Source organism: Acidovorax sp. FJL06, from assembly GCF_003852545.1.
Taxonomy (GTDB): Bacteria; Pseudomonadota; Gammaproteobacteria; order Burkholderiales; family Burkholderiaceae_C; genus Acidovorax.
This window is the reverse complement of record NZ_QAJR01000041.1, coordinates 454-27215: the sequence shown is the minus strand read 5'-3', so window position 1 is coordinate 27215 and position 26762 is coordinate 454. Positions and strand designations below refer to the sequence as shown.

28 protein-coding genes are annotated in these 26762 nt (G+C 65.9%); 8 read left to right on the top strand and 20 right to left on the bottom strand.

The genetic code is table 11. The annotated features are described in order from the left end of the window. Positions 1 to 9 precede the first annotated feature (9 nt). Together rimM and rpsP are read right to left on the bottom strand one after the other, a co-directional pair. Positions 10 to 582: a ribosome maturation factor RimM gene (gene rimM / locus DBV10_RS20010; RefSeq protein WP_124515320.1), complete on the bottom strand. Its 573-nt coding sequence runs from the start codon at positions 580 to 582 to the stop codon at positions 10 to 12. Positions 583 to 658: 76 nt separating this feature from the next. Next, the gene (gene rpsP, locus DBV10_RS20005) at positions 659 to 910 is read right to left on the bottom strand and encodes a 30S ribosomal protein S16 (protein ID WP_063461301.1); all 252 of its coding nucleotides are present in this window, start codon (positions 908 to 910) and stop codon (positions 659 to 661) included. Between the two features lie 144 nt (positions 911 to 1054). Between rpsP and DBV10_RS20000 the strand changes: the two genes are divergently transcribed. Continuing rightward, complete coding sequence (locus tag DBV10_RS20000; protein WP_124515319.1) at positions 1055 to 1576, top strand: GNAT family N-acetyltransferase; 522 nt, start codon at positions 1055 to 1057, stop codon at positions 1574 to 1576. An 8-nt stretch (positions 1577 to 1584) separates the two neighbouring features. Further along, on the top strand, positions 1585 to 2031 hold the full coding sequence (locus DBV10_RS19995) for a TM2 domain-containing protein (protein ID WP_124515318.1): 447 nt from the start codon (positions 1585 to 1587) through the stop codon (positions 2029 to 2031). 125 nt (positions 2032 to 2156) lie between these two features. Here DBV10_RS19995 and DBV10_RS19990 read toward each other — a convergent pair whose 3' ends face one another. From DBV10_RS19990 to DBV10_RS19940, 11 genes are all read right to left on the bottom strand, one after another. After that, positions 2157 to 3167 (bottom strand): inorganic phosphate transporter, encoded by a 1011-nt coding sequence (locus DBV10_RS19990; RefSeq protein WP_124515317.1) that lies wholly within the window; start codon positions 3165 to 3167, stop codon positions 2157 to 2159. A gap of 19 nt (positions 3168 to 3186) precedes the next feature. Further along, a complete protein-coding gene (locus tag DBV10_RS19985; protein WP_015013100.1) occupies positions 3187 to 3834 on the bottom strand; it encodes a DUF47 domain-containing protein in 648 nt (215 codons plus the stop codon). Between the two features lie 162 nt (positions 3835 to 3996). Then, the gene (locus tag DBV10_RS19980) at positions 3997 to 4359 is read right to left on the bottom strand and encodes a DMT family protein (RefSeq protein WP_124515316.1); all 363 of its coding nucleotides are present in this window, start codon (positions 4357 to 4359) and stop codon (positions 3997 to 3999) included. A 228-nt stretch (positions 4360 to 4587) separates the two neighbouring features. Then, positions 4588 to 5316, bottom strand: a complete 729-nt coding sequence (locus tag DBV10_RS19975; RefSeq protein WP_124515315.1) for an ABC transporter ATP-binding protein — start codon at positions 5314 to 5316, stop codon at positions 4588 to 4590. A 2-nt stretch (positions 5317 to 5318) separates the two neighbouring features. Beyond that, the gene (locus DBV10_RS19970) at positions 5319 to 6101 is read right to left on the bottom strand and encodes an ABC transporter ATP-binding protein (RefSeq protein ID WP_124515314.1); all 783 of its coding nucleotides are present in this window, start codon (positions 6099 to 6101) and stop codon (positions 5319 to 5321) included. 25 nt (positions 6102 to 6126) lie between these two features. Beyond that, entirely contained in the window at positions 6127 to 7203 is a 1077-nt protein-coding gene (locus tag DBV10_RS19965; protein WP_124515313.1) for an ABC transporter ATP-binding protein, read from the bottom strand. A 13-nt stretch (positions 7204 to 7216) separates the two neighbouring features. After that, on the bottom strand, positions 7217 to 8146 hold the full coding sequence (locus DBV10_RS19960; protein ID WP_124515312.1) for a branched-chain amino acid ABC transporter permease: 930 nt from the start codon (positions 8144 to 8146) through the stop codon (positions 7217 to 7219). A gap of 304 nt (positions 8147 to 8450) precedes the next feature. Further along, on the bottom strand, positions 8451 to 9788 hold the full coding sequence (locus DBV10_RS19955; protein WP_124515311.1) for a replication-associated recombination protein A: 1338 nt from the start codon (positions 9786 to 9788) through the stop codon (positions 8451 to 8453). Between the two features lie 106 nt (positions 9789 to 9894). Beyond that, a complete protein-coding gene (gene lolA, locus DBV10_RS19950; protein WP_124515310.1) occupies positions 9895 to 10527 on the bottom strand; it encodes an outer membrane lipoprotein chaperone LolA in 633 nt (210 codons plus the stop codon). Between the two features lie 43 nt (positions 10528 to 10570). After that, a complete protein-coding gene (locus DBV10_RS19945; RefSeq protein WP_124515309.1) occupies positions 10571 to 12907 on the bottom strand; it encodes a DNA translocase FtsK in 2337 nt (778 codons plus the stop codon). A gap of 342 nt (positions 12908 to 13249) precedes the next feature. Further along, entirely contained in the window at positions 13250 to 13927 is a 678-nt protein-coding gene (locus tag DBV10_RS19940) for a Crp/Fnr family transcriptional regulator (protein ID WP_124515308.1), read from the bottom strand. 186 nt (positions 13928 to 14113) lie between these two features. Here DBV10_RS19940 and trxB point away from each other — a divergent pair, with 186 nt between their 5' ends. The 3 genes from trxB to rpmG all read left to right on the top strand — a co-directional run bounded on the left by trxB (position 14114) and on the right by rpmG (position 15746). After that, positions 14114 to 15067 carry a thioredoxin-disulfide reductase gene (trxB, locus tag DBV10_RS19935; RefSeq protein WP_124515307.1) on the top strand — a complete coding sequence of 318 codons (954 nt, stop codon included), beginning with the start codon at positions 14114 to 14116 and terminating at the stop codon, positions 15065 to 15067. A 263-nt stretch (positions 15068 to 15330) separates the two neighbouring features. Then, positions 15331 to 15564 carry a 50S ribosomal protein L28 gene (gene rpmB, locus DBV10_RS19930; RefSeq protein ID WP_015013086.1) on the top strand — a complete coding sequence of 78 codons (234 nt, stop codon included), beginning with the start codon at positions 15331 to 15333 and terminating at the stop codon, positions 15562 to 15564. An 11-nt stretch (positions 15565 to 15575) separates the two neighbouring features. Then, complete coding sequence (gene rpmG / locus DBV10_RS19925; protein WP_008904999.1) at positions 15576 to 15746, top strand: 50S ribosomal protein L33; 171 nt, start codon at positions 15576 to 15578, stop codon at positions 15744 to 15746. Between the two features lie 88 nt (positions 15747 to 15834). Here the strand turns inward: rpmG and DBV10_RS19920 are convergent, their stop codons facing one another. Continuing rightward, positions 15835 to 17340, bottom strand: a complete 1506-nt coding sequence (locus DBV10_RS19920) for a PLP-dependent aminotransferase family protein (protein WP_124515306.1) — start codon at positions 17338 to 17340, stop codon at positions 15835 to 15837. A 235-nt stretch (positions 17341 to 17575) separates the two neighbouring features. Between DBV10_RS19920 and DBV10_RS19915 the strand changes: the two genes are divergently transcribed. After that, positions 17576 to 17986: a hypothetical protein gene (locus DBV10_RS19915; protein ID WP_124515305.1), complete on the top strand. Its 411-nt coding sequence runs from the start codon at positions 17576 to 17578 to the stop codon at positions 17984 to 17986. A gap of 68 nt (positions 17987 to 18054) precedes the next feature. Here DBV10_RS19915 and DBV10_RS19910 read toward each other — a convergent pair whose 3' ends face one another. From DBV10_RS19910 to DBV10_RS19900, 3 genes are all read right to left on the bottom strand, one after another. Further along, on the bottom strand, positions 18055 to 19269 hold the full coding sequence (locus tag DBV10_RS19910; protein WP_124515304.1) for a fatty acid desaturase: 1215 nt from the start codon (positions 19267 to 19269) through the stop codon (positions 18055 to 18057). A 185-nt stretch (positions 19270 to 19454) separates the two neighbouring features. Then, positions 19455 to 20729, bottom strand: coding sequence for an RsmB/NOP family class I SAM-dependent RNA methyltransferase (locus DBV10_RS19905; RefSeq protein ID WP_124515303.1), 1275 nt, complete (start codon positions 20727 to 20729; stop codon positions 19455 to 19457). Between the two features lie 104 nt (positions 20730 to 20833). Beyond that, entirely contained in the window at positions 20834 to 22687 is a 1854-nt protein-coding gene (locus DBV10_RS19900; RefSeq protein WP_124515302.1) for a M48 family metallopeptidase, read from the bottom strand. Between the two features lie 71 nt (positions 22688 to 22758). Between DBV10_RS19900 and DBV10_RS19895 the strand changes: the two genes are divergently transcribed. Then, positions 22759 to 23013: a DUF1653 domain-containing protein gene (locus tag DBV10_RS19895; RefSeq protein ID WP_124515301.1), complete on the top strand. Its 255-nt coding sequence runs from the start codon at positions 22759 to 22761 to the stop codon at positions 23011 to 23013. Positions 23014 to 23035: 22 nt separating this feature from the next. Here the strand turns inward: DBV10_RS19895 and DBV10_RS19890 are convergent, their stop codons facing one another. Both DBV10_RS19890 and DBV10_RS19885 read right to left on the bottom strand, forming a co-directional pair. After that, entirely contained in the window at positions 23036 to 24175 is a 1140-nt protein-coding gene (locus tag DBV10_RS19890) for an ATP-binding protein (RefSeq protein WP_233589999.1), read from the bottom strand. After that, entirely contained in the window at positions 24163 to 24891 is a 729-nt protein-coding gene (locus DBV10_RS19885; protein ID WP_124515300.1) for a response regulator, read from the bottom strand. Before DBV10_RS19885 ends, DBV10_RS19890 begins: the two co-directional genes overlap by 13 nt. A 243-nt stretch (positions 24892 to 25134) precedes the next feature. Here DBV10_RS19885 and xopAW point away from each other — a divergent pair, with 243 nt between their 5' ends. Beyond that, on the top strand, positions 25135 to 26166 hold the full coding sequence (xopAW, locus tag DBV10_RS19880) for a XopAW family type III secretion system calcium-binding effector (protein WP_124515299.1): 1032 nt from the start codon (positions 25135 to 25137) through the stop codon (positions 26164 to 26166). A gap of 249 nt (positions 26167 to 26415) precedes the next feature. Here the strand turns inward: xopAW and purN are convergent. After that, on the bottom strand, positions 26416 to 26762 hold a 347-nt coding region (gene purN, locus DBV10_RS23210; RefSeq protein ID WP_233589998.1), incomplete at its 5' end, for a phosphoribosylglycinamide formyltransferase.

Below are 26762 nucleotides of genomic sequence, written 5' to 3'. Positions count from 1 at the left end.
GAAGCCCGATCAGTAGTCCGGCTGCCAATCGACCGTGATGCGCTTTTCGGGCAGCTCCACCTTGTCCACAAACGCCGAGACAAAAGGAATCATGCGCTCTTGCGCCTTGCCATCCTGCTCGTAGGCAAGCACCAACACGGTCTGGGGGCCGGTGGACATCAGCTCCTGCACCTGCCCGAGCGCCACGCCTTCGCGATTGACAACCGACAGGCCGATCAGATCGACCCAGTAGAACTCGTCTTCCGAGGTGGAAGGGAAACTCGACCGGGGCACAAAAATGCGCGCGCCGCGCAAGGCCTCAGCGGCATTGCGGTCATCAATGCCCTGCGCCCAGGCCACCACGGTGTCGGAATGGTCCTTGGCCTGGCGGATGGACAGCAGCACCGTGCCGGCAAATGCCTTGGCACCCCGCTCGGATGGCTGCAGGTACCAGCGCTTGGACGCGAACAGCGCCTCGGGGCTGCTGCTGTGGGACAACACCTTGAACCAGCCCTTGACGCCCCAGGCATCGGCAATGCGCCCCACCTCTACAGCATCGGGTGGCAGTTCTGCGGGTTCGAGGGTCAGGGGAATGGTGGCCATGGCAGGGGGATTCCAGAATAGGAAAAGGGCGGGTTCCGCCAGGCAAGCCGACGGAACCCGCCCTTTTCAGGGAGCTTTAAGCAGCCTTCTTGGCGGCTTGCTTGATCAGGCGGTCCACCGTGGGGGAGGACTGAGCGCCCACACCCACCCAGTACGCCAGACGGTCTTGCACAATGCGCAGGCCTTCTTCGGTTTCCTTGGCGGTGGGGTTGTAGAAGCCGATGCGCTCGATGAAGCGGCCATCACGGCGCACGCGCTTGTCAGCAACGACGATGTTGAAGAAAGGACGGCCCTTGGAGCCGCCGCGGGAGAGTCGAATGACGACCATGATTTATCCTTCGGGTGGTGAACTCCGGCAACATTTGCCGAAAGCCACAGTGTTCGCAACCATATTCGCAACGCTTGAGACACGCGACATGGCCACCCGGCCAGCGACACGCTGCAAAGCCCGCGATTATATCCATTTGTTCCAATGCCCACCATCCGCCCCAGCACCGACCGCGATATCCCCGCCATTACCGCCATTTACCAACACCATGTGCTCCACGGCACGGGCACCTTCGAGATCGATCCGCCCTCCGAAGCCGACATGGCAGGCCGCCGCGCCGACGTGCTGGCGCGTGGCCTGCCCTGGCTGGTGGCCGAACAGGACGGACAGGTGCTGGGCTTTGCCTACGCCAACTGGTTCAAGCCGCGCCCGGCTTACCGCTTCTCGGCCGAGGATTCGATCTACGTGGCCGACAGTGCCCGTGGCATGGGCCTGGGCCGCCAGCTGCTGGCCGAGTTGGCCACGCAGGCCGAAGCGGCGGGCGTGCGCAAGCTGCTGGCCGTGATTGGCGACTCGGCCAACGCGGGCTCCATCGGCGTGCACCGGGCGCTCGGGTTCACCGATGTGGGCACCATGCGCTCGGTGGGCTGGAAGTTCGGCGCCTGGCGCGACATCGTGCTCATGGAAAAGACCCTGGGCGCAGGCGACACCACATCACCCGAATGACACCCCGCATGAAAAACAAGACTGTGGCGGCCTGGCTCGCCTTCGTGGGGGGGCCATTGGGCCTGCACCGCTTCTACCTGCACGGCCTCTCCGACATGCTGGGCTGGCTGCTCCCCATCCCGACCGCCCTGGGCATCTACGGCATACAGCGGGTGCAGCAGTTGGGGCAGGACGACCACACCAGCTGGATGCTGATACCCCTGTTGGGCTTCACCATCGCCGGCTGCGCGCTGCGCGCCATCCTGTATGCACTGACCACGCCGGAGGTCTGGAACGCCCGCTACAACCCCGGCGCCCCCGCAGATGCCGCGCCCGGACAGACCCGGTGGATCACCATCGGCGCCATCGTGGTGTCGCTGCTGATCGGCACCACAGTGCTGATGGCCAGCCTCGCGTTCAGCTTTCAGCGGTATTTCGAATACCAGATCGAGGAAGCACGCAAGATCTCGCAGTAAGAGCAGGCCCCGCCCCCAAACACCAAGGCCCCGGCAGATGCGCATCTGCCGGGGCCTTGGTTGTTTTCAAGCGGGCGGTCGCCAGTTGATGCCAGCGGCCAGCCTTGAGAGCACGCGAGCCGTCCTCAGAAGAGCTGCAGGCTGATCCAGTACGCCACGGCGGCCACAAAAGCGCTGGCGGGAATGGTCAGAATCCAGGCCCAGATGATGTTGCCCGCCACGCCCCAGCGCACGGCGCTGGCACGCTGGGTCGAGCCCACGCCCACAATGGCACCGGTGATGGTGTGGGTGGTCGAGACCGGAATGCCCAGTGTGGTCGCCAGGAACAGCGTGAGCGCCCCGCCCGTCTCGGCGCAGAAGCCGCCCACGGGCTTGAGCTTGGTGATCTTCTGACCCATGGTCTTCACGATGCGCCAGCCACCGAACATGGTCCCGAGGCCGATGGCCACGTAGCAGCTCACGATGGTCCAGGTGGGCGGCGAGGCATCGGACGCCGACGCATACCCGGTGGCGATCAGCAGCAGCCAGATGATGCCGATGGTCTTTTGCGCATCGTTGCCGCCGTGGCCCAGGCTGTAGGCGCCCGCAGACAACAGCTGCAGCCGCCGGAACCACTTGTCCACCTTGCTGGGCCGGGTGCGCCGGAAGATCCAGGCCACCGCCACCATCATGAGCGACCCCAGCGCAAAGCCCAGCAGCGGCGAGACAAAGATGAAGGCCACGGTCTTGAGGATGCCCGCCGAGATCAGCGCACTGGCGCCTGCCTTGGCGATCACCGCGCCCACGATGCCGCCGATCAGCGCATGCGAGGAGCTGCTGGGGATGCCGTAGTACCAGGTGATCACGTTCCAGGTGATGGCACCCACCAGGGCACCGAACACCACGTGGGTATCGACCACCCCGGGCTGGACGATGCCCTTGCCCACGGTGGCCGCCACGCTCAGGTGGAAGATGAAGATCGCCACGAAGTTGAAGAACGCCGCGAACAGCACCGCCTGCGCGGGCTTGAGCACGCCGGTGGAGACCACCGTGGCAATCGAATTGGCGGCGTCGTGGAACCCGTTCATGAAATCGAACAGGATCGCGAGCGCCACGAGCAGGACCACAACCCAGAGGGCCGTCTGTACGGTTTCCATGCTGGTCAGCCTGTGCGGATCAGGAGTTTTCGAGGACGATGCCCTCGATGCAGTTGGCCACGTCCTCGCACTTGTCGGTGATCGTCTCCAGCAACTCGTAGATGGCCTTGAGCTTGATGACCTCGCGCACATCGGGCTCCTCGCGGAACAGCTTGCTCATGGCACTGCGCATTACGCGGTCGGCATCGGATTCGAGCTTGTCGATCTCTTCGCAGGTCTTGAGTGCGGCTTCAGCCACGGCTGGATCCGCAATCTTTTCGAGCAGCTTCACGGCATCGCGCAGGCGCTCGCAGCATTTGAGGCTCAGGTCGGTCAGGCGCGTGATCTCTTCCGTCATATGGCGCACGTCGTACAGCGCCATGGTCTCGGCCGAGTCCTGGATCAGGTCGGCCACGTCGTCCATGGTGTTGATCAGCGTGTGGATCTGCTCGCGGTCGATGGGGGTGATGAAGGTCTTGTGGATGGCCTTGTTCACCTCGTGCGTCACACGGTCGGCGGCGCGTTCGGCGTTGTCCACATCCTGGTTGTATTTGTCCCGCAGGTGCGGGTCACTGTAGTTCGCTACCAGCTGCGAGAAGGCCCGGGCGGCCTCGACGATGCGGTCCGCATGCTGGTTGAACATTTCGAAAAAATTGCCTTCGCGTGGCAACAGCTTGGCAAACAGCATGGGAACTCCTGGAACGGGATCGAATTTTAAAAGAGGGCCAAGTCATGACAAAACCATGACTGCTTCGTGACCCGGGGAGTTTAACCGTCCGCCCCGCACCGGCCGATGCCTGCACGTCATGCGGTCATGCACCCGGGCAGGGCCCCGGTGCGCGCCCACGGCTCAGGCGCTACGAAAAATGAAGTACACCGCCCCCACCAGGCACAGCCCGGCCCAGAGATAGTCCCACTTCAGAGGCTGCCCCATGTAGAACACCGCAAACGGCACGAACACGGCCAGCGTGATCACCTCCTGCATGATCTTGAGCTGCCCCACGTTGAACTGGGTGAAGCCGATCCGGTTGGCAGGCACCTGCAGCAGGTACTCGAACAGGGCAATACCCCAGCTGACCAGCGCCGCCGTGTACCAGGGCGAGGACGCCAGGTTTTTCAGGTGTCCGTACCAGGCAAAGGTCATGAAGACATTGCTGGCGACCAGCAGCAGCACGGTTTGCAGCGAGATAGGCAAGGATTGGAGCGCGTTCATGGCAAGGGGTCGGGGCCCGGGCAAAACCTGGATTATCGACAAAACTGCCTTGCCGCGCCTTGAGACCTGCGCAAGCAGCTATTAAATAGATAGCAAATCAGGCGGCAAAAAAATCCCACAGCCCCCCCTCCGTCACCCGGGAGCGGGCGCAAAAAAAGCACTGCCCTTGGACAGTGCTTGGATTTGGAGCGCCCCAGTACAGAACGCTGCCGAAGGAGTGAGCGCCGGTTACTCGCCCAGGTAGGCGGCACGCACCTTGGGGTCGTTCAGCAGTTGCTGGCCGGGGCCGGTCATGGTGATCAGGCCAGACTCCATCACATAGCCACGGTCGGCAATCGCCAGCGCGCGGCTGGCGTTCTGCTCCACCAGCACGATGGTCACGCCCAGGGCGTACACATCGCGCACCACTTCAAAGATCTTGTCCACCATGATGGGCGACAGGCCCATGGAAGGCTCGTCCAGCAGCAGCACCTTGGGCTGGCTCATCAGCGCGCGGCCCATGGCCAGCATCTGCTGCTCGCCACCCGACATGGTGCCGGCCAGCTGGTCCTTGCGCTCGCGCAGGCGCGGGAAGATGGTGAACATCTTCTCGATGTCAGCCAGGATGCCGGCTTTGTCCTTGCGGATGTAGGCGCCCATCTGCAGGTTCTCGGTGATGGTCATGCGCGCGAACACGCCACGGCCTTCCGGCACCATCACCAGGCCTTCCTTGACCAGATCCCAGGCGCCCTTGCCCTTGATGCTCTTGCCCAGGTATTCGATGTCGCCATCGTTCATGGCCAGTGTGCCGGTGATGGCCTTCATGGTGGTCGTCTTGCCGGCGCCGTTGGAGCCGATCAGCGAGACCAGCTCACCCTCGCGCACTTCGAAGTCCACGCCCTTGACGGCCTGGATACCGCCGTAGGCCACCTTCAGGCCCTTGACCTGCAGCAGTACCTTGTTGGATTTTTCGGCCATTCTCAATGTCCTCCGGTGCCCAGATAGGCCTCAATCACTTTTTCGTTCTTCTGCACTTCGGCAGGGTTGCCTTCGGCGATCTGCTTGCCGTAGTCGAGCACCGTCACGCGATCGCACAGGCCCATCACCAGCTTCACATCGTGCTCGATGAGCAGGATGGTGCGGTTGTCGTTGCGGATGCGGTCGATCAGCTCGCGCAGCTGCACCTTCTCGGTGGCGTTCATGCCGGCGGCGGGTTCGTCCAGGGCGATCAGCTGCGGGTCGGTGGCAAGCGCCCGGGCAATCTCCAGGCGGCGCTGGTCGCCGTAGCTCAGCGTGCGCGCCTTGTAGTCGGCAAACTTGCCGATGCCCACGTAGTCCAGCAATTCCTGCGCGCGCTTGGCAATCGCAGCCTCTTCTTCCTTGAAACCCTTGGTGCGCAGCACAGCGCCCAGCAGGCCCGACTTGGTCCGGATGTGGCGGCCCACCATCACGTTCTCGAGCGCCGTCATTTCGGCAAACAGGCGGATGTTCTGGAAGGTGCGGGCGATGCCAGCCTTGGCCACTTCGTGCACGGCCGTGGGTTCATAGGGCTTGCCCGCCAGCTCGAACGTGCCGGCGTCTGGGGTGTACAGGCCGGTGATCACGTTGAAGAACGTGGTCTTGCCAGCACCGTTGGGGCCGATCAGACCATAGACCTGGCCGCGCTTGATGGTGATGCCCACGTCGGACAGGGCCTGCAGGCCGCCGAAGCGCTTGGAAATACCGGCGACCTTCAGCACCACTTCATTGGATTTCTCTGTCATTGCTAACTTTCAGTGGTGTTCGTCTTCAGCTCTTCTGCGTCAGGCTCTTGCCATGCTCGGGCGATGGCCACAGGCCGCGGGGGCGCATCAGCATGATGACGATCATGGCCAGCGCGATCAGCAGCTGGCGCAGGATGGCGGAGTCCAGGCGGCCGTCCGTCATGGCCTGCAGCGGGCCGGCCACATAGCGCAGCACCTCGGGCAGAGCCGACAGCAGCACGGCACCCAGGATCACGCCCGGGATATGGCCGATACCGCCCAGCACCACCATGGCAACGATCATGACCGACTCCATCAGGCTGAAGGATTCGGGCGAGACGAAGCCCTGGAATGCGCCGAACATGGCGCCGGACACGCCACCAAAGGACGCCCCCATGCCGAAGGCCAGCAGCTTCATGTTGCGGGTGTTGATGCCCATGGCCTTGGCGGCGATTTCGTCTTCGCGGATGGCCATCCAGGCGCGGCCGATGCGCGAATCCTGCAAGCGGTAGCAGATGATGACGGACAGCACCACCAGCACCAGGAACAGGTAGTAATACAGCGTGACGGAGCTGATGTCGAAACCGAACACCTCCAGCCGCTTGCCCAGGTCCAGGCCGAAGATCTTGACCGAGTCAATCTGGCCCAGGCCCTTGGGGCCGTTGGTCAGGTTGACGGGGTGGTCCAGGTTGTTCAGGAAGATGCGGACGATTTCGCCAAAGCCCAAGGTCACGATGGCCAGATAGTCACCGCGCAGCTTGAGCGTAGGTGCCCCGAGCAGCGCCCCAAAAAACGCCGCCAATATTGCCGCCGCCGGAATCACCAGCCACAGCGAGGTGTGCAGGCCGTTCGGGAACATGGCCGCAAAGGCCGCAAAGTTGTCCGCCAGGTGGGGCGATGCCATCAGCGCAAACAGATAGGCGCCCACGGCATAGAACGCCACATAGCCCAGGTCGAGCAGGCCGGCATAGCCCACCACGATGTTCAGGCCCAGGGCCAGCAGCACATACAGCAGGGCCAGGTCGGCAATGCGCACCCAGGCGTTGCCGAAGGATTGCAGGATCAGCGGCAGCACCAGCAGCGCCACAGCGCCGAGGATCCAGTTGGTTTTGGTGTTCTTCATGGTGTGAGGCTCCTCAGGCGCGATCCGCCACACGCTCACCCAGCAGGCCCGAGGGGCGCAGCGTCAGGATGATGATGAGCACGATGAACGCAAAGATGTCGGTGTAGTGGCTGCCCAAGAGGCCGCCCGTGAGCGTGCCGATGTAGCCCGAGCCAATCGCTTCGATCAGGCCCAGCAAAATGCCGCCCACCACCGCGCCGGCCAGGTTGCCGATGCCGCCGAACACCGCCGCCGTGAAGGCCTTGAGGCCGGGCAGGAAGCCCATGGTGTGCTGCGCCGTGCCGTAGTTGGACGCGTACATGATGCCGGCGATGGCCGCCAGGATGGCGCCGATGATGAAGGTGGCCGAGATCACCATGTCGGGCTTCACGCCCATCAGGGAGGCCACGCGGGGGTTTTCCGCCGTGGCGCGCATGGCGCGGCCCAGGTTGGTGTGGTTGACCAGATAGACCAGCGAGGCCAGGGCCACCGCCGTCACGCCCAGGATCAGGATCTGCGTGGGGGTGATGAAGGCGCCACCGATCTGGAACGGCGAGCTGGGCAGCAGCGTCGGATAGGGCTTGTAGTTGGGCTTCCAGATGATCATGGCCAGCGTCTGCAGCAGGATCGACATGCCGATGGCGGTGATCAAGGGGGCCAGGCGCGGGCTGCTGCGCAGCGGCCGGTAGGCGATTTTCTCGATCGTGAAATTCAGTGTGGCAGCCACCACGCAGGCAATGATGGTGGCCAGCAGCAGGATCACCCAGCCTGGCGCACCCGGCATGGCCGCCTGCATCATTCCAATACAGCTCCAACTGGTCAGGGCGCCGATCATGAGCACCTCGCCGTGGGCAAAATTGATGAGTTGAATAATGCCGTACACCATCGTGTAGCCCAAGGCTATCAAGGCGTACATGCTGCCGAGAACCAGACCGTTGATGATCTGTTGCAGCAAAATGTCCATAAGAGAAGTCCTTCGTTTGTGACGCACCCACCGCTTAGGCACCGGAATCGGTACAGCCTTGTGGGCCCGACTGCCATCTAGCAAAAAACCCGCCAGGAATGCAGCTGTGCGGGTTTGTGGACGGGATTGTAGCGAGTAGTCTCAACGGCCCCTATCCATGCCGGGCGGGGTTTTCCCTCGGGTTTTCGCCCCATCAGCGCACAACGCACCGCATAAGGAAAAATGATTCACGCAGGATCATTGATGTGCAAACTTATTACCTGCATTATGCAAAATCAGCATAATGCAGCCTCCACCCCCCTGTTCAGACCTCTTCGCCGGGGCCTGCGGAGGCATTGCGATCGCGCAGCGCACGCATCTTCTGTGCAATCTTGATCTCCAGGCCGCGCTCCACCGGCTGGTAGAAGCCAGGCTCGGCCATGCCTTCGGGCAGGTAGTTCTCACCGGCCGCAAAACCGCCCTCTTCGTCATGCGCGTAGCGGTAGCCCTTGCCGTAGTCGAGCTGCTTCATGAGCGCTGTGGGCGCATTGCGCAAATGCAGGGGCACAGGCCGGGTCCCATCCTGCTTGACCCAGGCCCGCGCCGCGTTGTAGGCCTTGTAGACCGCGTTGGATTTGGGCGCCACCGCCAGGTACACCACGCATTCGGCCAGCGCCAACTCGCCTTCGGGGCTGCCCAGGCGCTCGTAGACCTCGGTGGCATCGAGCGCCAGACGCAGCGCGCGCGGGTCGGCCAGGCCGATGTCCTCGCTGGCCATGCGCACCAGGCGGCGCGCCATGTAGCGCGGATCGGCCCCGCCGTCGAGCATGCGCACCAACCAATACAGCGCGGCATCGGGGTCGGAGCCGCGCACCGACTTGTGCAGCGCGCTGATGGTGTCGTAGAACTGCTCGCCGCCCTTGTCGTAGCGGCGCATGCGCTCGCCCAGCACGCGCAGCAGCCACAGGTCGGTGATCTCAGTGAGCTTTTCCTGCGTGGCCGCCATGGCCAGGGTCTCCAGCGTGTTGAGCAGGCGGCGCGCATCGCCGTCGGCATAGGCCACCAGGCGGTCGATTGCTACATCTTCGATAGCTGGCAGCGCTTGCGCCGCCTGCGCCAGGGCCACGATTTTCTTCAAATCTTGCTCGGACAGCGGCTGCAGCACATACACGGCAGCGCGCGACAGCAGCGCGGAGTTGACCTCGAACGAGGGGTTCTCGGTGGTGGCGCCGATGAAGGTGAACAGACCCGATTCGACATGCGGCAAAAAGGCGTCTTGCTGGCTCTTGTTGAAGCGGTGCACCTCGTCCACAAACACGATGGTGCGCTGCTGCATCAGCCCATCGCGCGCGGCCTGGGCCTGCTCCACCGCTTCGCGGATGTCCTTGACCCCGCCCAGCACGGCACTGATGCTGATGAACTGCGCGTCGAACGCATCGGCCATGAGCCGCGCGATGGTGGTCTTGCCCACGCCCGGCGGCCCCCAGAGGATGCAGCTGTGCGGCCGGCCCGATTCAAACGCGAGCCTGAGCGGCATGCCCGGGCCCAGCACATGCTGCTGGCCAATCACCTCGGCAAGCAGGCGGGGCCGCAGGCGTTCGGCCAGGGGCTGGTGGGTGGCCGGGTGTGCCGGAGGCGGGGTGGAGGCACTGCGTGTGGCCATGGTGGAAGGGGTCCTGTCTACATCACGCTTTTCAAGGGCGATTCAAAGCAAAAGTGCCTTTATCGCCCTACCGGCATGCGCTAGCAGCTATCTTTTATAGAGCAATCTATTGCTTCACCACATCCGCCCCGGCAGGCGGCTTGAACTGGAAGCTGCTGGCAGGCAGCGCCGCATTGGCCTGCATGCCGGTAAAGCGGATCAGGGAGCGCTGGCCAAAGCTATCCAGGATGTCGAGCGCCGCCAGCTGCTCGCCGGCAAACCCCACGCGCACGCTCTTGAGCTGGCCGTCCTTGGTCCTGGGGCTGGCCAGCACCCACTGCAACCCGTCCGCATCGGGGGCGGCCTCCAGCGTGAATTCGGCCTTGAGCGCTGACAGGTCGGGCGCCGACGCCAGCAGCGCGGCGGGCGTGCTGCCCAGCGCCTGCACCTGCGAGCGCTGCGTGACCTGGTTCAGGTCCACGTCGTAAAGCCACAGCGTCTGGCCGTCGGCCACGATGGTCTGCTCGAACGGCTTCTTGTAGACAAACTTGAAGCGATTGGGGCGCTGGAACTCGAAGCTGCCGCTGGATGTCTTGGTGCGCGCAGCCTGGCCCTCCTTGGGGGGCGATGTCACGGTCTGCGTGAAATCCGCCTTGCCCGCCTGGGTGCCCTTCATGAAAGCTTCCAGGCTTTTCAGGCCGTCAGCGCTTGCTGCGCTTGCCGCAGCAGCTATCAAAATTGCAGTAGCGATCTTTTTCAACAGAAACTCCTGGGGGGGCGGGCCGGCCCGGCGGCCTGGCCCGTCATTCGCTGCGGTTCGGCACCAGCACTTCGCGCTGGCCGCTGGCCGTGAGGCCGCTGACCAATCCCGCCTTTTCCATGTCTTCGAGCAGGCGCGCCGAGCGGTTGTAGCCAATGCGCAGCTTGCGCTGCACGTACGAGATGCTGGCCTTGCGGTCCTTGAGCACCACTTCCACGGCCTGGTCGTACATGGGGTCCTTCTCGCCCCCTTCGCCGCCAGCGCCGTCCCCTGACAGATCACCGTCGCCGTCCACAGTTCCGCCCTCGAGCACGCCTTCGATGTAGTCCGGCTCCCCTTGTTCCTTGAGGTAGCTGACGACACGGTGGACTTCCTCGTCCGATACAAAGGCGCCGTGCACCCGGATCGGCAGGCCCGTGCCGCTGGCCATGTAGAGCATGTCGCCCATGCCCAAGAGCGCCTCGGCGCCCATCTGGTCGAGGATGGTGCGGCTGTCGATCTTGGAGCCCACCGAGAACGCGATGCGGGTGGGGATGTTGGCCTTGATCAGGCCGGTGATCACATCCACGCTGGGGCGCTGCGTGGCCAAAATCAAATGGATGCCGGCCGCGCGCGCCTTCTGCGCCAGGCGGGCGATCAGCTCTTCGATCTTCTTGCCCACCACCATCATCAGATCGGCCAGCTCGTCGATGATGACCACGATGTGCGGCAGGCGCTGCAGCGGCTCGGGCTCCTCGGGTGTGAGGCTGAAAGGGTTGTAGATGAACTCCTCGCGCGCCTTGGCCTCGTCGATCTTGACGTTGTAGCCTGCCAGGTTGCGCACCCCGAGCTTGGACATCAGCTTGTAGCGGCGCTCCATCTCGGCCACGCACCAGTTCAGGCCGTGGGCCGCCTGCTTCATGTCGGTCACCACCGGCGCCAGCAGGTGCGGGATGCCTTCGTAGACCGACATTTCCAGCATCTTGGGGTCGATCATCAACAGGCGCACATCACGCGCCTCGGCCTTGTACAAGAGCGAGAGGATCATGGCGTTGATCCCCACCGACTTGCCCGAGCCCGTGGTGCCGGCCACCAGCACGTGGGGCATCTTGGCCAGGTCAGCCACCACCGGGTTGCCCACGATGTCCTTGCCCAGGCCCATGGTGAGCATGCTCTTGGCCTCGTGGTAAACCTGCGATCCCAAAATCTCGGACAGGCGGATGGACTGGCGCTTGGCGTTGGGCAGCTCCAGCGCCATGTAGTTCTTGCCGGGGATGGTTTCCACCACACGGATGGACACCAGGCTGAGCGAGCGCGCCAGGTCCTTGGCCAGGCCCACGATCTGCGAGCCCTTCACGCCCGTGGCGGGCTCGATCTCGTAGCGCGTGATCACCGGGCCGGGCATGGCCGCGACCACGCGCACTTCCACGCCGAAGTCCTTGAGTTTTTTCTCGATGAGCCGGCTGGTCATCTCCAGCGTCTCGGGGGCCACGGTTTCCTGGCGCTGCAGCGGGCCGTCGAGCAGGTCTACCAGCGGCAGCTTGCTGTCGGGCATTTCGGTGAACAAGGGCTTCTGGCGCTCTTTCACCACGCGGGTGCTTTGCGGCACCTCCACCAGCACGGGCTCGATGATCTGCACGGGCTGGGGATGGTGCTCCTCGATCTCGGTGCGCTCCTCCAGCACCACGACTTCGCGCTCGCGCGCGGCCTTGCGGCCCACGGCCACATCCTTGGCCACTTCGCGCTTTGCCAGGCGCGACTGCACCAGGGCATCGATGCGGCCGCCCAGAAACTCCGCCACATGGCCCCACGAAAAGCGGAACACCAGCGCGGCGCCCAGCACGGCCAGCACAATGGCCAGCAGCCCCGAGCCCGTGAAGCCCAGCCACTTCACACCGGCAGGCCCCGTGAGATAGCCCAGCACGCCACCGGCATGGCCCGGCAGGAAGGATTCAAAGCGGTACAGCCGCGACCATTCCAGCGCGGTGCTGGCGCCCATCAGCAGCACCAGGCCCAGCCAGAACGTGGCCCGGCGCACCAGCGGACCGGCGGCCCCGGCCACGGCCTCGCCCCCACGCATCCAGCGCGCCAACGACGACAGCCAGGCCCGCACGCCCGCCGCCACACACCACCACACCGAAAAGCCCATCGCAAAATAGCTGCCATCGGCCAGCCAAGCGCCAAAACGCCCGGCCCAGTTCGCCACGGCGCGCGCATCCCGCGCCCCCGACGTGGACCAGGCCGCGTCCTGGGCCGAATAGCTGACCAGCGCCAGCAGCCAGAAAACCAGGGCCAGCAGGCCCACCAGCAGGCCAATCTCATGGCCAAAACGGGCTGCGCCCGTGCGGGGCGGCGACTTGGCCGCAGCCGATGCGTTCAAGGTATTGAGGGAATAGGTCATAAGCGTGCCGGGCGAGCTTACCCCAAGCATCCCGGGGATGTGGGCCAGGGCGTGTCGCCATTCAATGCCCCCACGCGAACGCCATCCAGGCCGCGCAGTGCTAGGCGCCCTGAGTGCCGTGTAGCTTGGCGACACAAGCGAAGGGCAACGACGCAATGCACGGCCTGGATGGCTTTCCCTTCGGGCTGGCTGCGCAATGCGGCGTCTGCTTTGTCGGGCGGCTTGCCAATAGCCCGGCTATTGGCTGCGTCCCCCTTCGCGCATCCATCCGCATTGCGCGGCCAGCGCGTGGGGGAATTGAATGGTGACACGCCCTAATCAGACCGCCGCAAGGCGGTACCGTCAGCCCAGCGCGTTCAGCCGCTCCCGCAGCAGCGTCGCGCCACTGGGCAGCACCTCGATGAAGCCGCGCTCCTCCAGGTCCTTCATCACGCGGCTGACCATTTCGCGCGAGGCGCCCACCATCTTGGCCAGGTCCTGGCGCGAAATCTTGTCCTTGATCACCTGCTGGCCCTGGGCATCGGGCACGGCAAAGTCCAGCAGCGCGTGGGCCACGCGCCCATACACATCCAGTAACGCCAGTGACTCAATCTTGCGATCAGCGTGGCGCAGGCGCTTGACCAGGCCGCGCATCACTACCAGCGACATGGAGGCGTTCTCCGTCAGGCAGCGCGCAAACTCCGCGCGGCCGAGCATGAGCACGTCGGTCTGCACCTCGGCCCGCACGGTGGCTGAGTGGGGTTCGTTGTCGATGATGCTCATCTCGCCCAGGTAGTCGCCCTGCGCCAGGGTGGCCAGGATCACCTCGCGCCCCCGGCTGTCCGAGGTCATTACCCGGGCACGGCCGGTGAGCAAAATGAAGAGGGCATTGGACTTTTGCCCCTGCTCCACCAACGCCTCTCCGCGCTTGAAACGGCGCTTGATGACCGCACCGCTGATCACCTCGGCCTGCGCCACCGTCAGCAGCGAGAACAGGGGCACCCGGCGCAGCAGGTCCAGGTTGGACAACATCGTGGACATGCAGACCTCTCCTTTCAGGGGCGCGACCCACCCGCAGCCGCAACGGGTTATCAATCGCTTCTTACAATCGCCGTGATTGAAAAAGGGGCTGCGCGCAGCCGCAGTTGCCGGTTGATACTCGGCGGCTCCACCCCCAGCTTTCCCAACAGCGCCCCCTGTAGCGGGCGCAAAACACAGGCTTTTACCATGTCCACCACCCAACACGCGAAAGTTCTGATTCTCGGCTCGGGCCCTGCGGGCTACACGGCGGCCGTCTATGCGGCGCGCGCCAACCTGAACCCGGTGCTCATCACCGGCATGGCCCAGGGCGGCCAGCTGATGACTACGACCGAGGTGGACAACTGGCCCGCCGACGTGCATGGCGTGCAGGGCCCCGACCTGATGCAGCGCTTTCTGGAACACGCCGAGCGCTTCAAGACCCAGATCATCTTCGACCACATCAACAAGGTCGATTTCAGCCAGCGCCCGTTCACGCTCACCGGCGACAGCGGCACCTACACCTGCGACGCGCTGATCCTGGCCACGGGCGCATCGGCCAAGTACCTGGGACTGCCTTCGGAAGAGGCCTTCATGGGCAAGGGCGTGTCCGGCTGCGCCACCTGCGACGGCTTCTTCTACCGCGAGCAGGATGTCTGCGTGGTCGGTGGCGGCAACACGGCGGTGGAAGAGGCGCTGTACCTGTCCAACATCGCCCGCAAGGTCACCCTGGTGCACCGCCGCGACAAGTTCAAGGCCGAGCCCATCCTGGTGGACAAGCTCAATGAAAAGGTGGCCGCCGGCAAGATCGAGCTCAAGCTGTTCAACACGCTGGACGAGGTGCTGGGCGACAACACGGGCGTGACCGGTATCCGCATCAAGAGCACCAAGGACGGCAGCACGGAAGACATCAAGCTGCAGGGCTGCTTCATTGCCATCGGCCACGCACCCAACACCGAAATCTTCCAGGGCCAGCTGGAGATGGAGAACGGCTACATCATCACCCAGGGCGGGCTCAAGGGCTTTGCCACGCAGACCAGCGTGCCCGGCGTGTTTGCCGCCGGCGACGTGCAGGACCATGTGTACCGCCAGGCCATCACCAGCGCGGGCACGGGCTGCATGGCCGCGCTCGACGCCCAGCGCTTCCTCGAACAAGAGGCCTGACCCGGCAAAGACCCCCACGCTTCGCCGCCGCACGGGCCGCACCCCTATGGGGGCTTGTGCGTCCTGGGGCGGCCCGGCGACAAAAATCGGGCATCAGGCTATAATCTGCGGCTTTGCTGATTTCGGCCCGTGTTTTGCGGTCTGCCGGAGCAGGCAAATCGGGTTACCGCCACCCTTTCTGGCGAGGTGAGGCCGCAAGCCCTCCCGGGCAAGTCTGTTCCGGGGTTCAGCAAACGGCCGTTAATCAGTATCGGAGTGTCCTCATGGCACGCGTCTGCGACGTAACGGGCAAGAAGCCCATGACGGGGAACAATGTTTCCCACGCCAACAACAAAACCAAGCGCCGGTTCCTGCCGAACCTGCAATACCGCCGTTTCTGGGTCGAGAGCGAAAACCGCTGGGTGCGCCTGCGCGTTTCGAGCGCTGCCCTGCGTTTGATCGACAAGAACGGTATCGACTCGGTGCTCGCAGACCTGCGTGCCCGTGGCCAGGCTTAAGGAGTAGCACCATGGCAAGCAAAGGCGGACGCGACAAGATCAAGCTGGAATCCACTGCAGGTACCGGCCACTTCTACACCACGACCAAGAACAAGAAGACGATGCCCGAGAAGATGCTGATCATGAAATTTGATCCCAAGGCTCGCAAGCACGTCGAGTACAAGGAAATGAAGCTGAAGTAATTCAGCCCATGGCCCTCAAAAAAACCGCCCTGCAAGGGCGGTTTTTTTATGCCTGCCCGGTTGCGATTGCCGGCGGGGCTCGCCGTGCTCATGCGGCTTTGCGGGACATGGGCGCCTCGGCCCGTTGCGCCGCCAGCAAAGCCCCGAGCGTGCGATAGCCCGCTTCCACCTCGGCCGTGAACGGCATGCCGCAGCTCAGGCGCAGAAAGTGCTCATACCGCCCGGTGTTGGAGAACATGGGGCCCGGTGCCACGCGGATGCCCTTGTGCAGCGCCTCGTCGTACAGGCGCGTGGACGACATACCGGTGGGCAGCTCCAGCCACAGGCTCAGCCCGCCCGGCGGCAGGCTCAGGCGCGTGCCCGCCGGAAAATAGCGGGCCACGGCCCGTGCCGCCTGTTCGCGCTGGATGCGCAGCTGCGCCCGCATGCGGCGCAGGTGGCGCTCATAGGCCGGCGAGTCCACGCTGCGGGCCGCCAGCAGCTGCGACCAGGTCTGCATGTTGCGCGTGCGGGCGAACTTGATCATCTGCACCCGTGCCTGCCAACGGCCCGCGCTCATCCAGCCCTGGCGCAGGCCGGGCGCAAAGCTCTTGCTGAGCGACGCGCAATAAATAACCTGGCCCGCATCGCCCGGGCGGTCCCAGGCCTTGGCGGGGCGCAGCACCCGCGGGGATTCGACAAACTCACGGTAGATATCGTCCTCGATGAGGGCCAGGCCATGCTCCACGCACAGCGCTACCAGGCGCTCCTTGTGGGTGTCGGGCATCACGCTGCCCAAGGGCATCTGCAGGTGGGGCACCACCACCACGCCCTTGAGTCGGGGCTCGTTGCGCGCCGCCAGTTCCAGGGCCTCCAGCGACATGCCGGTGTGCGGGCTGCTGGGGATCTCCAGCGCACGCAGGCCGCGCACCTCGATCGCCTGCAGGATGCCAAAAAAAGTGGGGGATTCGACGGCAATCACGTCGCCCGGTTCGGCCACCGCATCCAGGGCCAGGTTCACGGCCTCGGAGTTGCCGTGCGTCGCGCCAATGTCGGCAGGCGCCACGCACACGCCAAAGGTGAGCGCATGGCGCGCCATGGCCTGCTGGAACTCCGGATGGGTGGTCGGCGCCGAAGGGCCGTACACCAGGATGTCCGGCTGCTCCCGCAGCAGGCCGTGGGCCAGCCGGTTGAGCGCGGCCGCATCGAACAGGCTGGGCGCGGGCATGACGCTGCCCAGGTCCAGCGGCAAGGGGCCGGCACGGCGGGCCTTCTCCAGGAAGCCGGAAATGCGCTCGTTGATGCCCGCAAACACCTGCGGGTCATGGGCCAGCGGCTCATGCAACTCGGGCTCGCGCGCCCCGGGCAGCACCACGCCACCCGGCTCCCGCACGAAGTAGCCCACCCGCGCACGCGCCTCCACGCAGCCCTGCGATTCGAGCTGGCGCAGCACCTGCAGCGCCGTCGTCAGGCTCACCTGGTGCCGCTGGCACAGCTCGCGCACCGAGGGCATGCGCATGCCGGGCGCGAGGCTGCCTGCGGCAATCGCCTGTTCATACAAGGCCGCCAGTTGGCGGTAGATCGGGACTTCCCGGGGCTCGGAGGAATGTGACATGGCTCTTGGCTCGGTGTGCCGCCGTGGCGCGGACTCGGCAACAGATCAACGCATCGTGCCCGAACGCCGCTGGCGGGTACAGATACAGGAGGGGACGAACTGGACCATAACAGCATCCCAAAAATCAACGCTGTTCTACCCCTCTGCGCCGGAGCGTGTACCTGTTGAACGGACGCTGCTTTTTCTACGCTCAGACCTTCCCTGCAGCCCTTTGCTCATCCGGAGCCCCCGCACCATGCCCCAGCACAGCACCACCGTCACCACCGCGCCCCCGCCGCCCCGTACCCTGGGTCTGCCCCCCGGCCAGGGCCTCTGGCTTTGCCTGGCACCCGGCAGCACATTGCACACCACCCAGGGAGAAGTGGTCATCCGTTTTTCGCCTTGCGCCTGCGGGCAGACATTGCAGGCACCGCCGCACACCCTGCTGAAGGCGGGGGAACACCTGCCATGGAACGGGCAGGCGCAGGCCGCCTGGATCCAGCTGCACAACCCCCGGCGCGGCCCCGCCGAAGTCCAGCTCGTGGAAGCCGCACCCGCGCCCGGGCTGCGGCAGAAGATCTGGCACGGACTGCGCACAGCCTTCAAAACCCCCAAGAAGGCTGCCAAGGACCCCGGCCAGCGCGGCGCGTTGCACGCCGCGCGATAAGAGAGAACCACAAAAGAAAAAGGCCTTGCCAAACGGCAAGGCCTTGGATGGGGTCAGATCCAACCGCTTCAGGCCTGCGCGGCCCGCAGCCGCAGCGAGAACTCGCGCAACGCAGAAATACCGCTTTCTTCTGCGCGGCGGCACCAGGCTTGCAGGTCGGCCGTGAGCTGTTCACGCGATTGGGAGGTATTGAGCCACAGCTGCCGCAGCTCTTCGCGCATGGTCACCATCTTGTCGAGCGCAGGGTACGCGGCCCGGACCTGCGCCAGCTGGGGCAGCGCCCCTGCCGGTACTTTTTCTGCATCGCGGTGCAGCCAGCGCTTGGCCGTCTTGAGCACCGAAGCGTCCGCCTGGCGGGCCTTGAGCGCCGCAATCTCTTCCTTGCACGCCTGGCGCACGCCACGGGCATAGCCGGCCATGACCTCGTAGCGGTTGGCAATGAGGGCTTCGAGCGTCTTTTCATCGGCCACGGGCTTCACATCGCCCAGTTGCAGCTTGGGCGGAATCTTCTTGACGGTGGCCCAGCCGATCTTCTTCATCAGGCTGATGTAGACCCAGCCGATGTCGAACTCATAGGGCTTGACCGAAAACTTGGCCGACGTGGGGTAGGTGTGGTGGTTGTTGTGCAGCTCTTCGCCACCAATGATGATGCCCCAGGGCGAGAGGTTGGTGCTGGCGTCCTGCGCCTCGAAGTTGCGGTAGCCCCAGTAATGGCCCACGCCATTGACCACACCGGCCGCCCAGAAGGGAATCCAGAGCATCTGCACGGCCCACACGGCGGCCCCCAGGGCGCCGAACAGGGCCAGGTCAAGCACCAGCATGAGGCCCACGCCCTGCCAGCCGAAACGGGTGTAGACGTTGCACTCCATCCAGTCATCGGGCGTGCCGTGGCCGAACTTCTTCATGGTTTCCATGTTCTTGGATTCGGCGCGGTACAGCTCGGCACCGCGCCACATCACGGTATCGAGGCCGCGCGTCTGCGGGCTGTGGGGGTCGTCCACGGTTTCGCACTTGGCGTGGTGCTTGCGATGGATGGCCACCCACTCCTTGGTGACCATGCCCGTGCCGATCCACAGCCAGAAGCGGAAGAAGTGCGAGGGGATGGCATGCAGATCGAGCGCGCGATGGGCCTGGGCACGGTGCAGGAAGATCGTGACCGCCGCAATGGTGATGTGGGTCGTCGCCAGGGTGTAGAGCACGACCTGCCACCAGGCCAGGTTCCACAGCCCATGGCCCAGCCAGTCAATGGCAGCGTTCAGCACAGCCCAATCGGGTAACAGCATATTCAACAAAAGCCTTACTACAAAGAACCCGTTCACCAGCGAACCAGGTATCCGATTTTAAAGTGACACCCCCTTGAAAAACCGGGGGCATCCATAGGATTTACGCTGATTTAAAGCGCGTTCTCAGTCCATCTGTTGCCAACAGGCCTTATCCCCAGTTTGGTGCAGATGGCAAGCACCGCCGGTCAGCGCTTGCGGGTCCAGACCGCGGCGAAAAAGCCGTCCGTCTGGTGCAGATGGGGCCACAGGCGCAAATAACCACTGCCAGATTCGCCCCCACTGCACAGCCCCGGAGCACCTTCGACCTTGAGCTGCGCCAGCAGCTCGCCTGCATCGAGCAGCTCAAAATCCGGGTGCGCGGCGCTGAAGGCTTCGGCAATCGCCTCGTTCTCCTCGGGCAAGATGCTGCAGGTGGCGTACACCAGCCGGCCACCGGGCTTGAGCAGGCGCGCCGCGCTGGCCAGGATGGAGGCCTGCTTGGCCGTCAGCTCCGCCACCGCCTTGGGGCTTTGGCGCCACTTGAGGTCGGGGTTGCGGCGCAAGGTGCCCAGGCCCGAGCAGGGCGCATCCACCAGCACGCGGTCGATCTTGCCGGCCAGGCGCTTGACACGCTCGTCGCGCTCGTGCGCGATCGCGGCCGGGTGCACGTTGGACAGGCCGCTGCGCGCCAGGCGCGGCTTGAGCGCGTCGAGCCGGTGGCCCGACACATCGAACGCATACAGCCGCCCCGTGTTGCGCATGGTCGCGCCAACGGCCAGCGTCTTGCCGCCTGCGCCGGCACAGAAATCCACCACCATCTCGCCGCGCTTGGCATCGAGCAGCAGGGCCAGCAGCTGCGAGCCCTCGTCCTGCACCTCGATGGCACCACGGGTGAACGCATCCAGCTTGGTCAGGGCGGGCTTGTCGTCAATGCGCAGGCCCCAGGGCGAATACGGCGTGGGCAGGGCCTTGATGCCGGCCTTGGCCAGCTCCTTTTGCACGTCGGCGCGCTTGTCCTGGAGGGCGTTGACGCGCAGGTCCAGCGGTGCGCTCTGGGCCAGGCTGCCCACCAGGGGCCAGAAGCCATCGCCCAACTGGTCCTTGAGGGGCTTGACCAGCCATTCGGGCAGGTTGTGGCGGTGGCGCTCCATCAGGTCATCGACCGTGACGGCGTCGCACTGGTCGAGCCAGTTCTTTTCCTGGTCGGTCAGTGCCGCTTTGAGGAAATCGCGCGGGCCGTAGAAGCCCAGGATGGCCAGGCGCCGCTCTTTGGGGCCCGAGCCCGAAGGGGCCATGTGGTCGAACAGCAGCTTCTTGCGCAGCACGGTGTAGACCGTTTCGGCCAGCGTGGCGCGCTCGCGCGGCCCCAGGCCCCGGTTATCGCGGAAAAAACGCGACACCACCGCGTCGGCGGGGTGTTCAAACGTGAGGGTGAGCCTGACCAGTTCGGCGCAGGCGTCGAGAAGAACTTTGGGATGCATCCCCCGATTGTCCCATTCCCCGCCGCGTTGGCTGCCTCCGACATCCCAGCCCGGTGCCCGGCAAGGAGGGAGATAGCAACGCTGCTCTGTGCAGGGCTTTTACGTCAACGGGTGTAGATGGGCTCGAACGCCGAGCGCTCGATCTGCTCCAGCGTGGGCGATTCGCCCGCCCACAGCACCAGTGCGGGGCCGGGCAGGCTCAGGTTGCGCTCCAGTGCGCGGCACAGGTGGTAGCGGCTTTCGTCGCCCATGCCTGGCAGCTCCACAAACACCAGGTAGGCCCGGCGCTGGGGGTGTTCGCGCAGGTTCTTGCGCACCAGCCAGCAGCGCGCCAGGGGGGCACAGCGGGCCAGTTCGGACTGCAGCTCGGCCAGCTCGAAGGCGCTCAGGTCGTTGCGCAGGATCTGGCTGAAACACGAGCCGCCCGACAACTCTTCCCAGGCCCGCTCCTCCGACTCCTGCGCACGCTCCAGCCGCTTGCGCCACTGCTTGAAGGCGGCGGCGTCGTGGTCCAGCCCCAGGCGCGGGGTTTCCAGCTCCGCCAGCGCGGTGCGCGCCGCCCAATAGCGGTCGCTGCTGCCCGCGTCCCACACCCGGTTCAGCAGCTGCAACTTGGCTTCGCGGTCGCCCTCGGGCAGGCAGGGCACCAGCCCGCGCAGGGCGGCCGGGTAATCGGGGCTGCGCTGCAGCGCCAGCTCGTACACCCCGCGCACATCGGCATGCGGGTCCAGGTGGCGCTGGAGGCGCGCCAGCTCCACCAGGTCGGCGGCGCTGCTCTGCGCAGTCGATGCGCCCAAGGCCTGGGCACGCGCGCGCACGCGGCCCAACCAGGCGTGGTGCTGCTTCCACTCGGTCGCGTTGTCCTTGCACCATTGCTTGTCGAAATCCGTCACCCAGCGCTTGGCGTCGGGCCCCAGCAGAGCCAGCGCATTGCCGCGCGACCAGTCGGGCACGGTGGGGGCCACCTCCAATGCCTCGATGCGGTCGCGCAGGCCGGGGTGGGTGTCGTCCACGCTGCTCAGGCGCTTGAGCGCCTGGCGCAGCGCATCGTTGGCAAAGGCGGCGTCCGGGGCCTTGGCCAGCAGGCGGCGCATGCTGCGGTAAGGGCCGACCGGCAATGCGTTGTCGGCCGCCACGCACCAGTGGTTGCCCCAGAACTCGGCCTGCAGCCACGCACCCCGGATCTCGATCTCGGCCAGCGCGGCGGCGGCCACGTCGCGGCCCAGCAGCTTGCCGGCGATGCGGTCGGCCTCGTACTCGTCCTGGCGGGCCAGCGCAAAGGTCTTGGCCGAAAAGCGCGGGAAGTACCAGCGCATGAAGGCCTGCGTGGCCACGGCCACCGGGCCTTCGTCGTCGGCCAGGCTGTGGTTCAGCCGCATCCACGACAGGCGCGTGCGGTAGATCCAGGCGGCAAACCGGCCATGGTCGCCCCGCAGGTGGCCATATTCATGGGCCAGCACGGCCAGAAAACGCGGCCGGTCCAGCGCCATCAGCAGGGGCAGGCCAATACTCAGGTGGTTGACGGCACCGCCCAGCAGGCCAAAACGCGGCAGCTGCTGGATGCTGGCGTTGAACTCGTCGGTGAGGGTGACCTTGTGGATGGGCGGCCCCTTGATCTTGCGGCGGATGCGCGCCAGGGCCTCGAACAGGTCGGGGGCATCCAGCGCCGTGACCTCCACCCCGGCAGGCTCATCAAAACGCACCCACAGGGCCCGCAGGCTGACCCAGAGCAGGCCGCCCGCGCCCAGCAGGGCCCACACCATCGCAAAGCGAAAGCGGCCATGCAGCAACTGCGGCACGACCCACAGCAAAATACCCACGGCCAGCGCCAGACACCCCAGCACCCACGCATAGCCCAGCGCCGCAAACGCCGCCACGCTGCGGCGGTACGCTCGGCTGTTGTCGGCACTGGCATGCTCGCTCATGCGCACCAGATGCACAAAATCTGCCTGATCCACGGACGCCCCCCACTCTTGCTTGATTTTTATCAGCCGCCATCCTAACCACTCACGCCCACGCTCCCACCACCATGACCGACGACGACCTGCCCGCACTCATCCGCACGCCCCCGGGGCTGTACCGCCACTACAAAGGCATGCTGTACGAGGTGATCGACACCGTGCGCCACAGCGAAACCCTGGAGCCGATGACGCTGTACCGCGCGCTCTACGGACAGCACGGCCTGTGGGTGCGCCCCGCTGCCATGTTCGAGGAACAGGTGCTGATCGACGGGGTGTGGCGGCCCCGGTTTGAAAAATGCGAGGGCGACGCGCCCGCGGCCTGAGCAAGGCCGGCATCCAGCGGTATCAAGCGGCTGTGCGCGGCAGCACCGCCGCAGCCACCAGGCCGCCGCCCTCGGCATTGCGCAACACCAGTTGCCCCCCGTGGCGGCGCACGATGTCGCTGGCAATGGTGAGCCCCAGCCCCGCCCCGCCGCTCTGGCGGTTGCGCGAGGCCTCGACGCGGTAGAAGGGTTCCATGACCCGCTCCAGCTCTTCGGGCGGCAGACCGGGGCCGTGGTCGCGCACCTCGATGGTCAGCGCATCGGCCGCATCGCGCAGCGTGACCTCGGCACTGCCGCCATAGCGGACGGCATTGCCCACCAGGTTGTCCAGGCAGCGCCGCAGCGCCACGGCCTGCACCCGCAAGGGGGCCGCCTGCCCCACCACCGTGACCCGGTGGCCCACAGCGAGCTGGTCGTCGGCCATGCTGTCGGCCAGCGCCTGCACATCGAGCAGCACCCAGGCCTCGGCGCCCGCCACGCCGCGCAGGTAGTCCAGCGTGGAGGCGATCATGGCGTCCATCTCGGCAATGTCGCGGCGAAACAGCTGCTGCGCGTGGGCATCGCCCAGGCTTTCGGTGCGCAGGCGCAGGCGGGTCAGGGGCGTGCGCAGGTCGTGCGAGACCGCGGCCACAAACCGGTCGCGCTCGGCCAGTTGCTGGCGGATGTGCGCCTGCATCTGGTTGAACACCCGGCTGGCGTCGCGGCATTCCCGCGTGCCATCTTCGGGCAGCGGGGGGCGGTGGATGTCGCGCCCCAGCTCCTGCGCAGCGGCGGCCAGCCGGTTCATGGGCCGCGACAGCCAGCGCGCCGCCCACCAGGCCACCGCCACCAGCGCGGCCAGGCGCACGCTGATGTCCAGCAGCAGGCCCAGTTGCAACGACGGCGGCGCATCGAGCAGGCCGTGCCGCTCGCCACGGGGCCCCGGACCGGGGGGCGGCGGGGGCCGCAGCCCATCCGCAGACACCGCAGGGGGCGGCGGGCCGGGCGGGCCCGGGGGGTGATCGGGGCGCTGCGGGCGCAGCTCAAACATGAGGGTGAGCGCCAGCACATGGCTCACGATCACCGCCACGATGAGCAGCAGCGCAAGCCGGCCAAACAGGGTGTCGGGCAGCCAGTGCTGACCCGCCGCACGCAGGCGCCGCATGTCCGTCAATGCGGCCACCCCACCTGGCCTTGCAGCGACTGCACGTTCAGCAGGTAGCCCGCGCCCCGCACGGTGCGGATCATGGAGGGCGAGCGCGGGTCGTCCGAGAGCTTGCTGCGCAGGCGCGAGACCAGCAGGTCGATGCTGCGCTCGAACGCGTCCATGGCGCGGCCCCGGGCCTGCTCCATGAGCTGGTCGCGGCTGAAGATGCGCCGTGGCATGCGCAGGAAGGTGCAGAGCAGGCGGAACTCGGCGTTGGACAGCGGCACCACCACGCCCTGCGGGGACACCAGGTGCCGCTCGATGCTGTGCAGCGTCCAGCCGTCAAAGCGCACCAGCTCGTCGGGGCCTTGCCTTGCCGGCGCGCCCTCGCCCGCGATGCGGCGCAGCACGGTCTGGATGCGCGCCACCAGCTCGCGCGGCTCGAAGGGTTTTCCCATGTAGTCGTCGGCCCCCATCTCCAGCCCCAGCACGCAGTCGTAGGGGTTGGCGCGGGCCGTGAGCATGATGATCGGCACCCGGGAGCGTTCGCGCAGCTCGCGCGCCAGGGTAATGCCGTCGGTACCGGGCAGCATCACGTCCAGCACCACCAGGCCGATGGGGTGCGCGGCCATCTGGGCACGCATTGCCGCCGCATCGCAGGCCGCGTGGGCGGCATAGCCAAAGCGGGCAAGGTACTCAGTGAGCAATGTGGTGATTTCGACATCGTCGTCCACCACCAGGATGTGTTGCATGGGCGGGCACAGGCGCAAAAGAACGCCCCAAGTTTAGGGAGTCACCGCATGCCCCGGGTGGCAATCTGGCAGGCATTTGCCCCCCAGTTCGGCCCTTGCTCGCGCCCTTTGTATCGGCCTTGGTACAAAGCGGACAAACCCCAGAGACACGCTCCCCCAAGAATGGGCTCGGGCCATGGCTCTGGGCTTCCGCTGTGGGGGACCAGGCACCGACGACCCACCCTTGGAACGAAAGGAACGACGATGACGACCATCAGTAGCGTCAGCAGTGCCTGGTCCAGTGCAAGTGTGCAGCGGGCATCGCGCCCGGCGCCCTCGCCGGAGCGGCTGCTGTCCAAAATAGACACCGACGGCAGCGGCGGTGTGAGCGATACCGAACTGCAGGGCCTTCTGGACGATGTCGCCAAAAAGACCGGCGTCAGCAACCAGACCAGCGCGGCGGACCTGGTAAAGCAGTACGACGCCAACGGCGACGGCAGCCTCAATGCCGACGAGCTGGGCAAGACGATGCAAAGCGTGCTGCCCCCGCCGCCCTCGACCATGGCATTTGCCCAATCGCGCAGCGGTGACGGCGGCAACGCCACGGCCACCGGCCAGGCCGGCGACGACCTGTTCGGCAAGGTGGACAGCGATGGCGACGGCACCGTGAGCCAAACCGAGCTGCGGGGCCTGCTGGAGGCCATGTCCGGCGGCACGGCCAGCAAGGCGGGGGTGAGCAGTGACGAGGTGTTCAGCCAGCTGGACGCGGACGGCGATGGCAGCCTGAGCGAAGCCGAGTTCGATGCGGGCCGCCCCTCGGGCCCCGGCACGGAAGCCGGCGGCATGCAGGCCATGGGTGGCATGCCGCCGCCTCCCGGCGGGCCCGGCGGTGCGGGTGGCGCATCGGGCAGCAGCTCGGCAACCAGCTACGACCCGCTGGACACCAACGAGGACGGTGTGGTCTCAGCCGCCGAGCGCCTGGCCGGCGGCAGCAGCAGTGTGGAGCAGGACGCGATCACGGCGCTGTTCAACGCCATCGACACCGATGGCGACGCCAGCATCAGTGCCAGCGAATCCAAGGCCTTCATCGACCAGTTGACCAGCCAGGTCCAGTCGGCCACCAGCGCCCAGGCATCGACGCCATCGTCCGACACTGCCGGCACGGCCAGCAACGAATCCGGCCGCCGCAATGACCTGGCGCGGCTGGCGGACTTTGCCCGGCAGCAGTACGCGCTGGCCGCCAATGGCTGGAGCCAGTCGGCCAGCACCACCAGCAGCCTGAGCGCCGTGGCCTGACGCCGCCCCAGGGAAGGATGCCAGGAAGACAAAGCGACCTCCGGTGCGCCCGGCCGGCCGGCTGGCCCCTCCCCTGCCCCGCCCTCTGGCCGCGCAGTGCGATTCGCCCGTCAGTTGACGAGCTGCGCGCGCCAGGGGAAATGGCAAAAATGGCCGCTAGCGCCTACCCATCAAGCGCTACAAGCTACCATTTTGATAGCAAACTCCGGACTTACCCGCGCGGGACGCGGGCCATCCCAAACCAGGGGACTACAGCGCCTGCACCAGTGCCCGCACGGCACGGGGGTAGATCACATGCTCCTGCGTGAGCACCCGGGCCGCCAGCGTCTCGGCCGTATCGCCCGGCAGCACGGGCACCACGGCCTGGTCCAGGATCGGGCCCACATCCAGCTCGGCCGTCACCTGGTGCACCGTCACGCCAGCAAACTTGCAGCCCGCATCGATGGCGCGCTGGTGGGTGTGCAGCCCCGTGAAGGCCGGCAGCAGCGAGGGGTGGATGTTGATGAGCCGCCCGGCGTAGTGCGCCACAAAGCCGGGGGTCAGGATGCGCATGAAACCGGCCAGCACCACCAGCGCGGGCTGGTGGCGGTCGATGG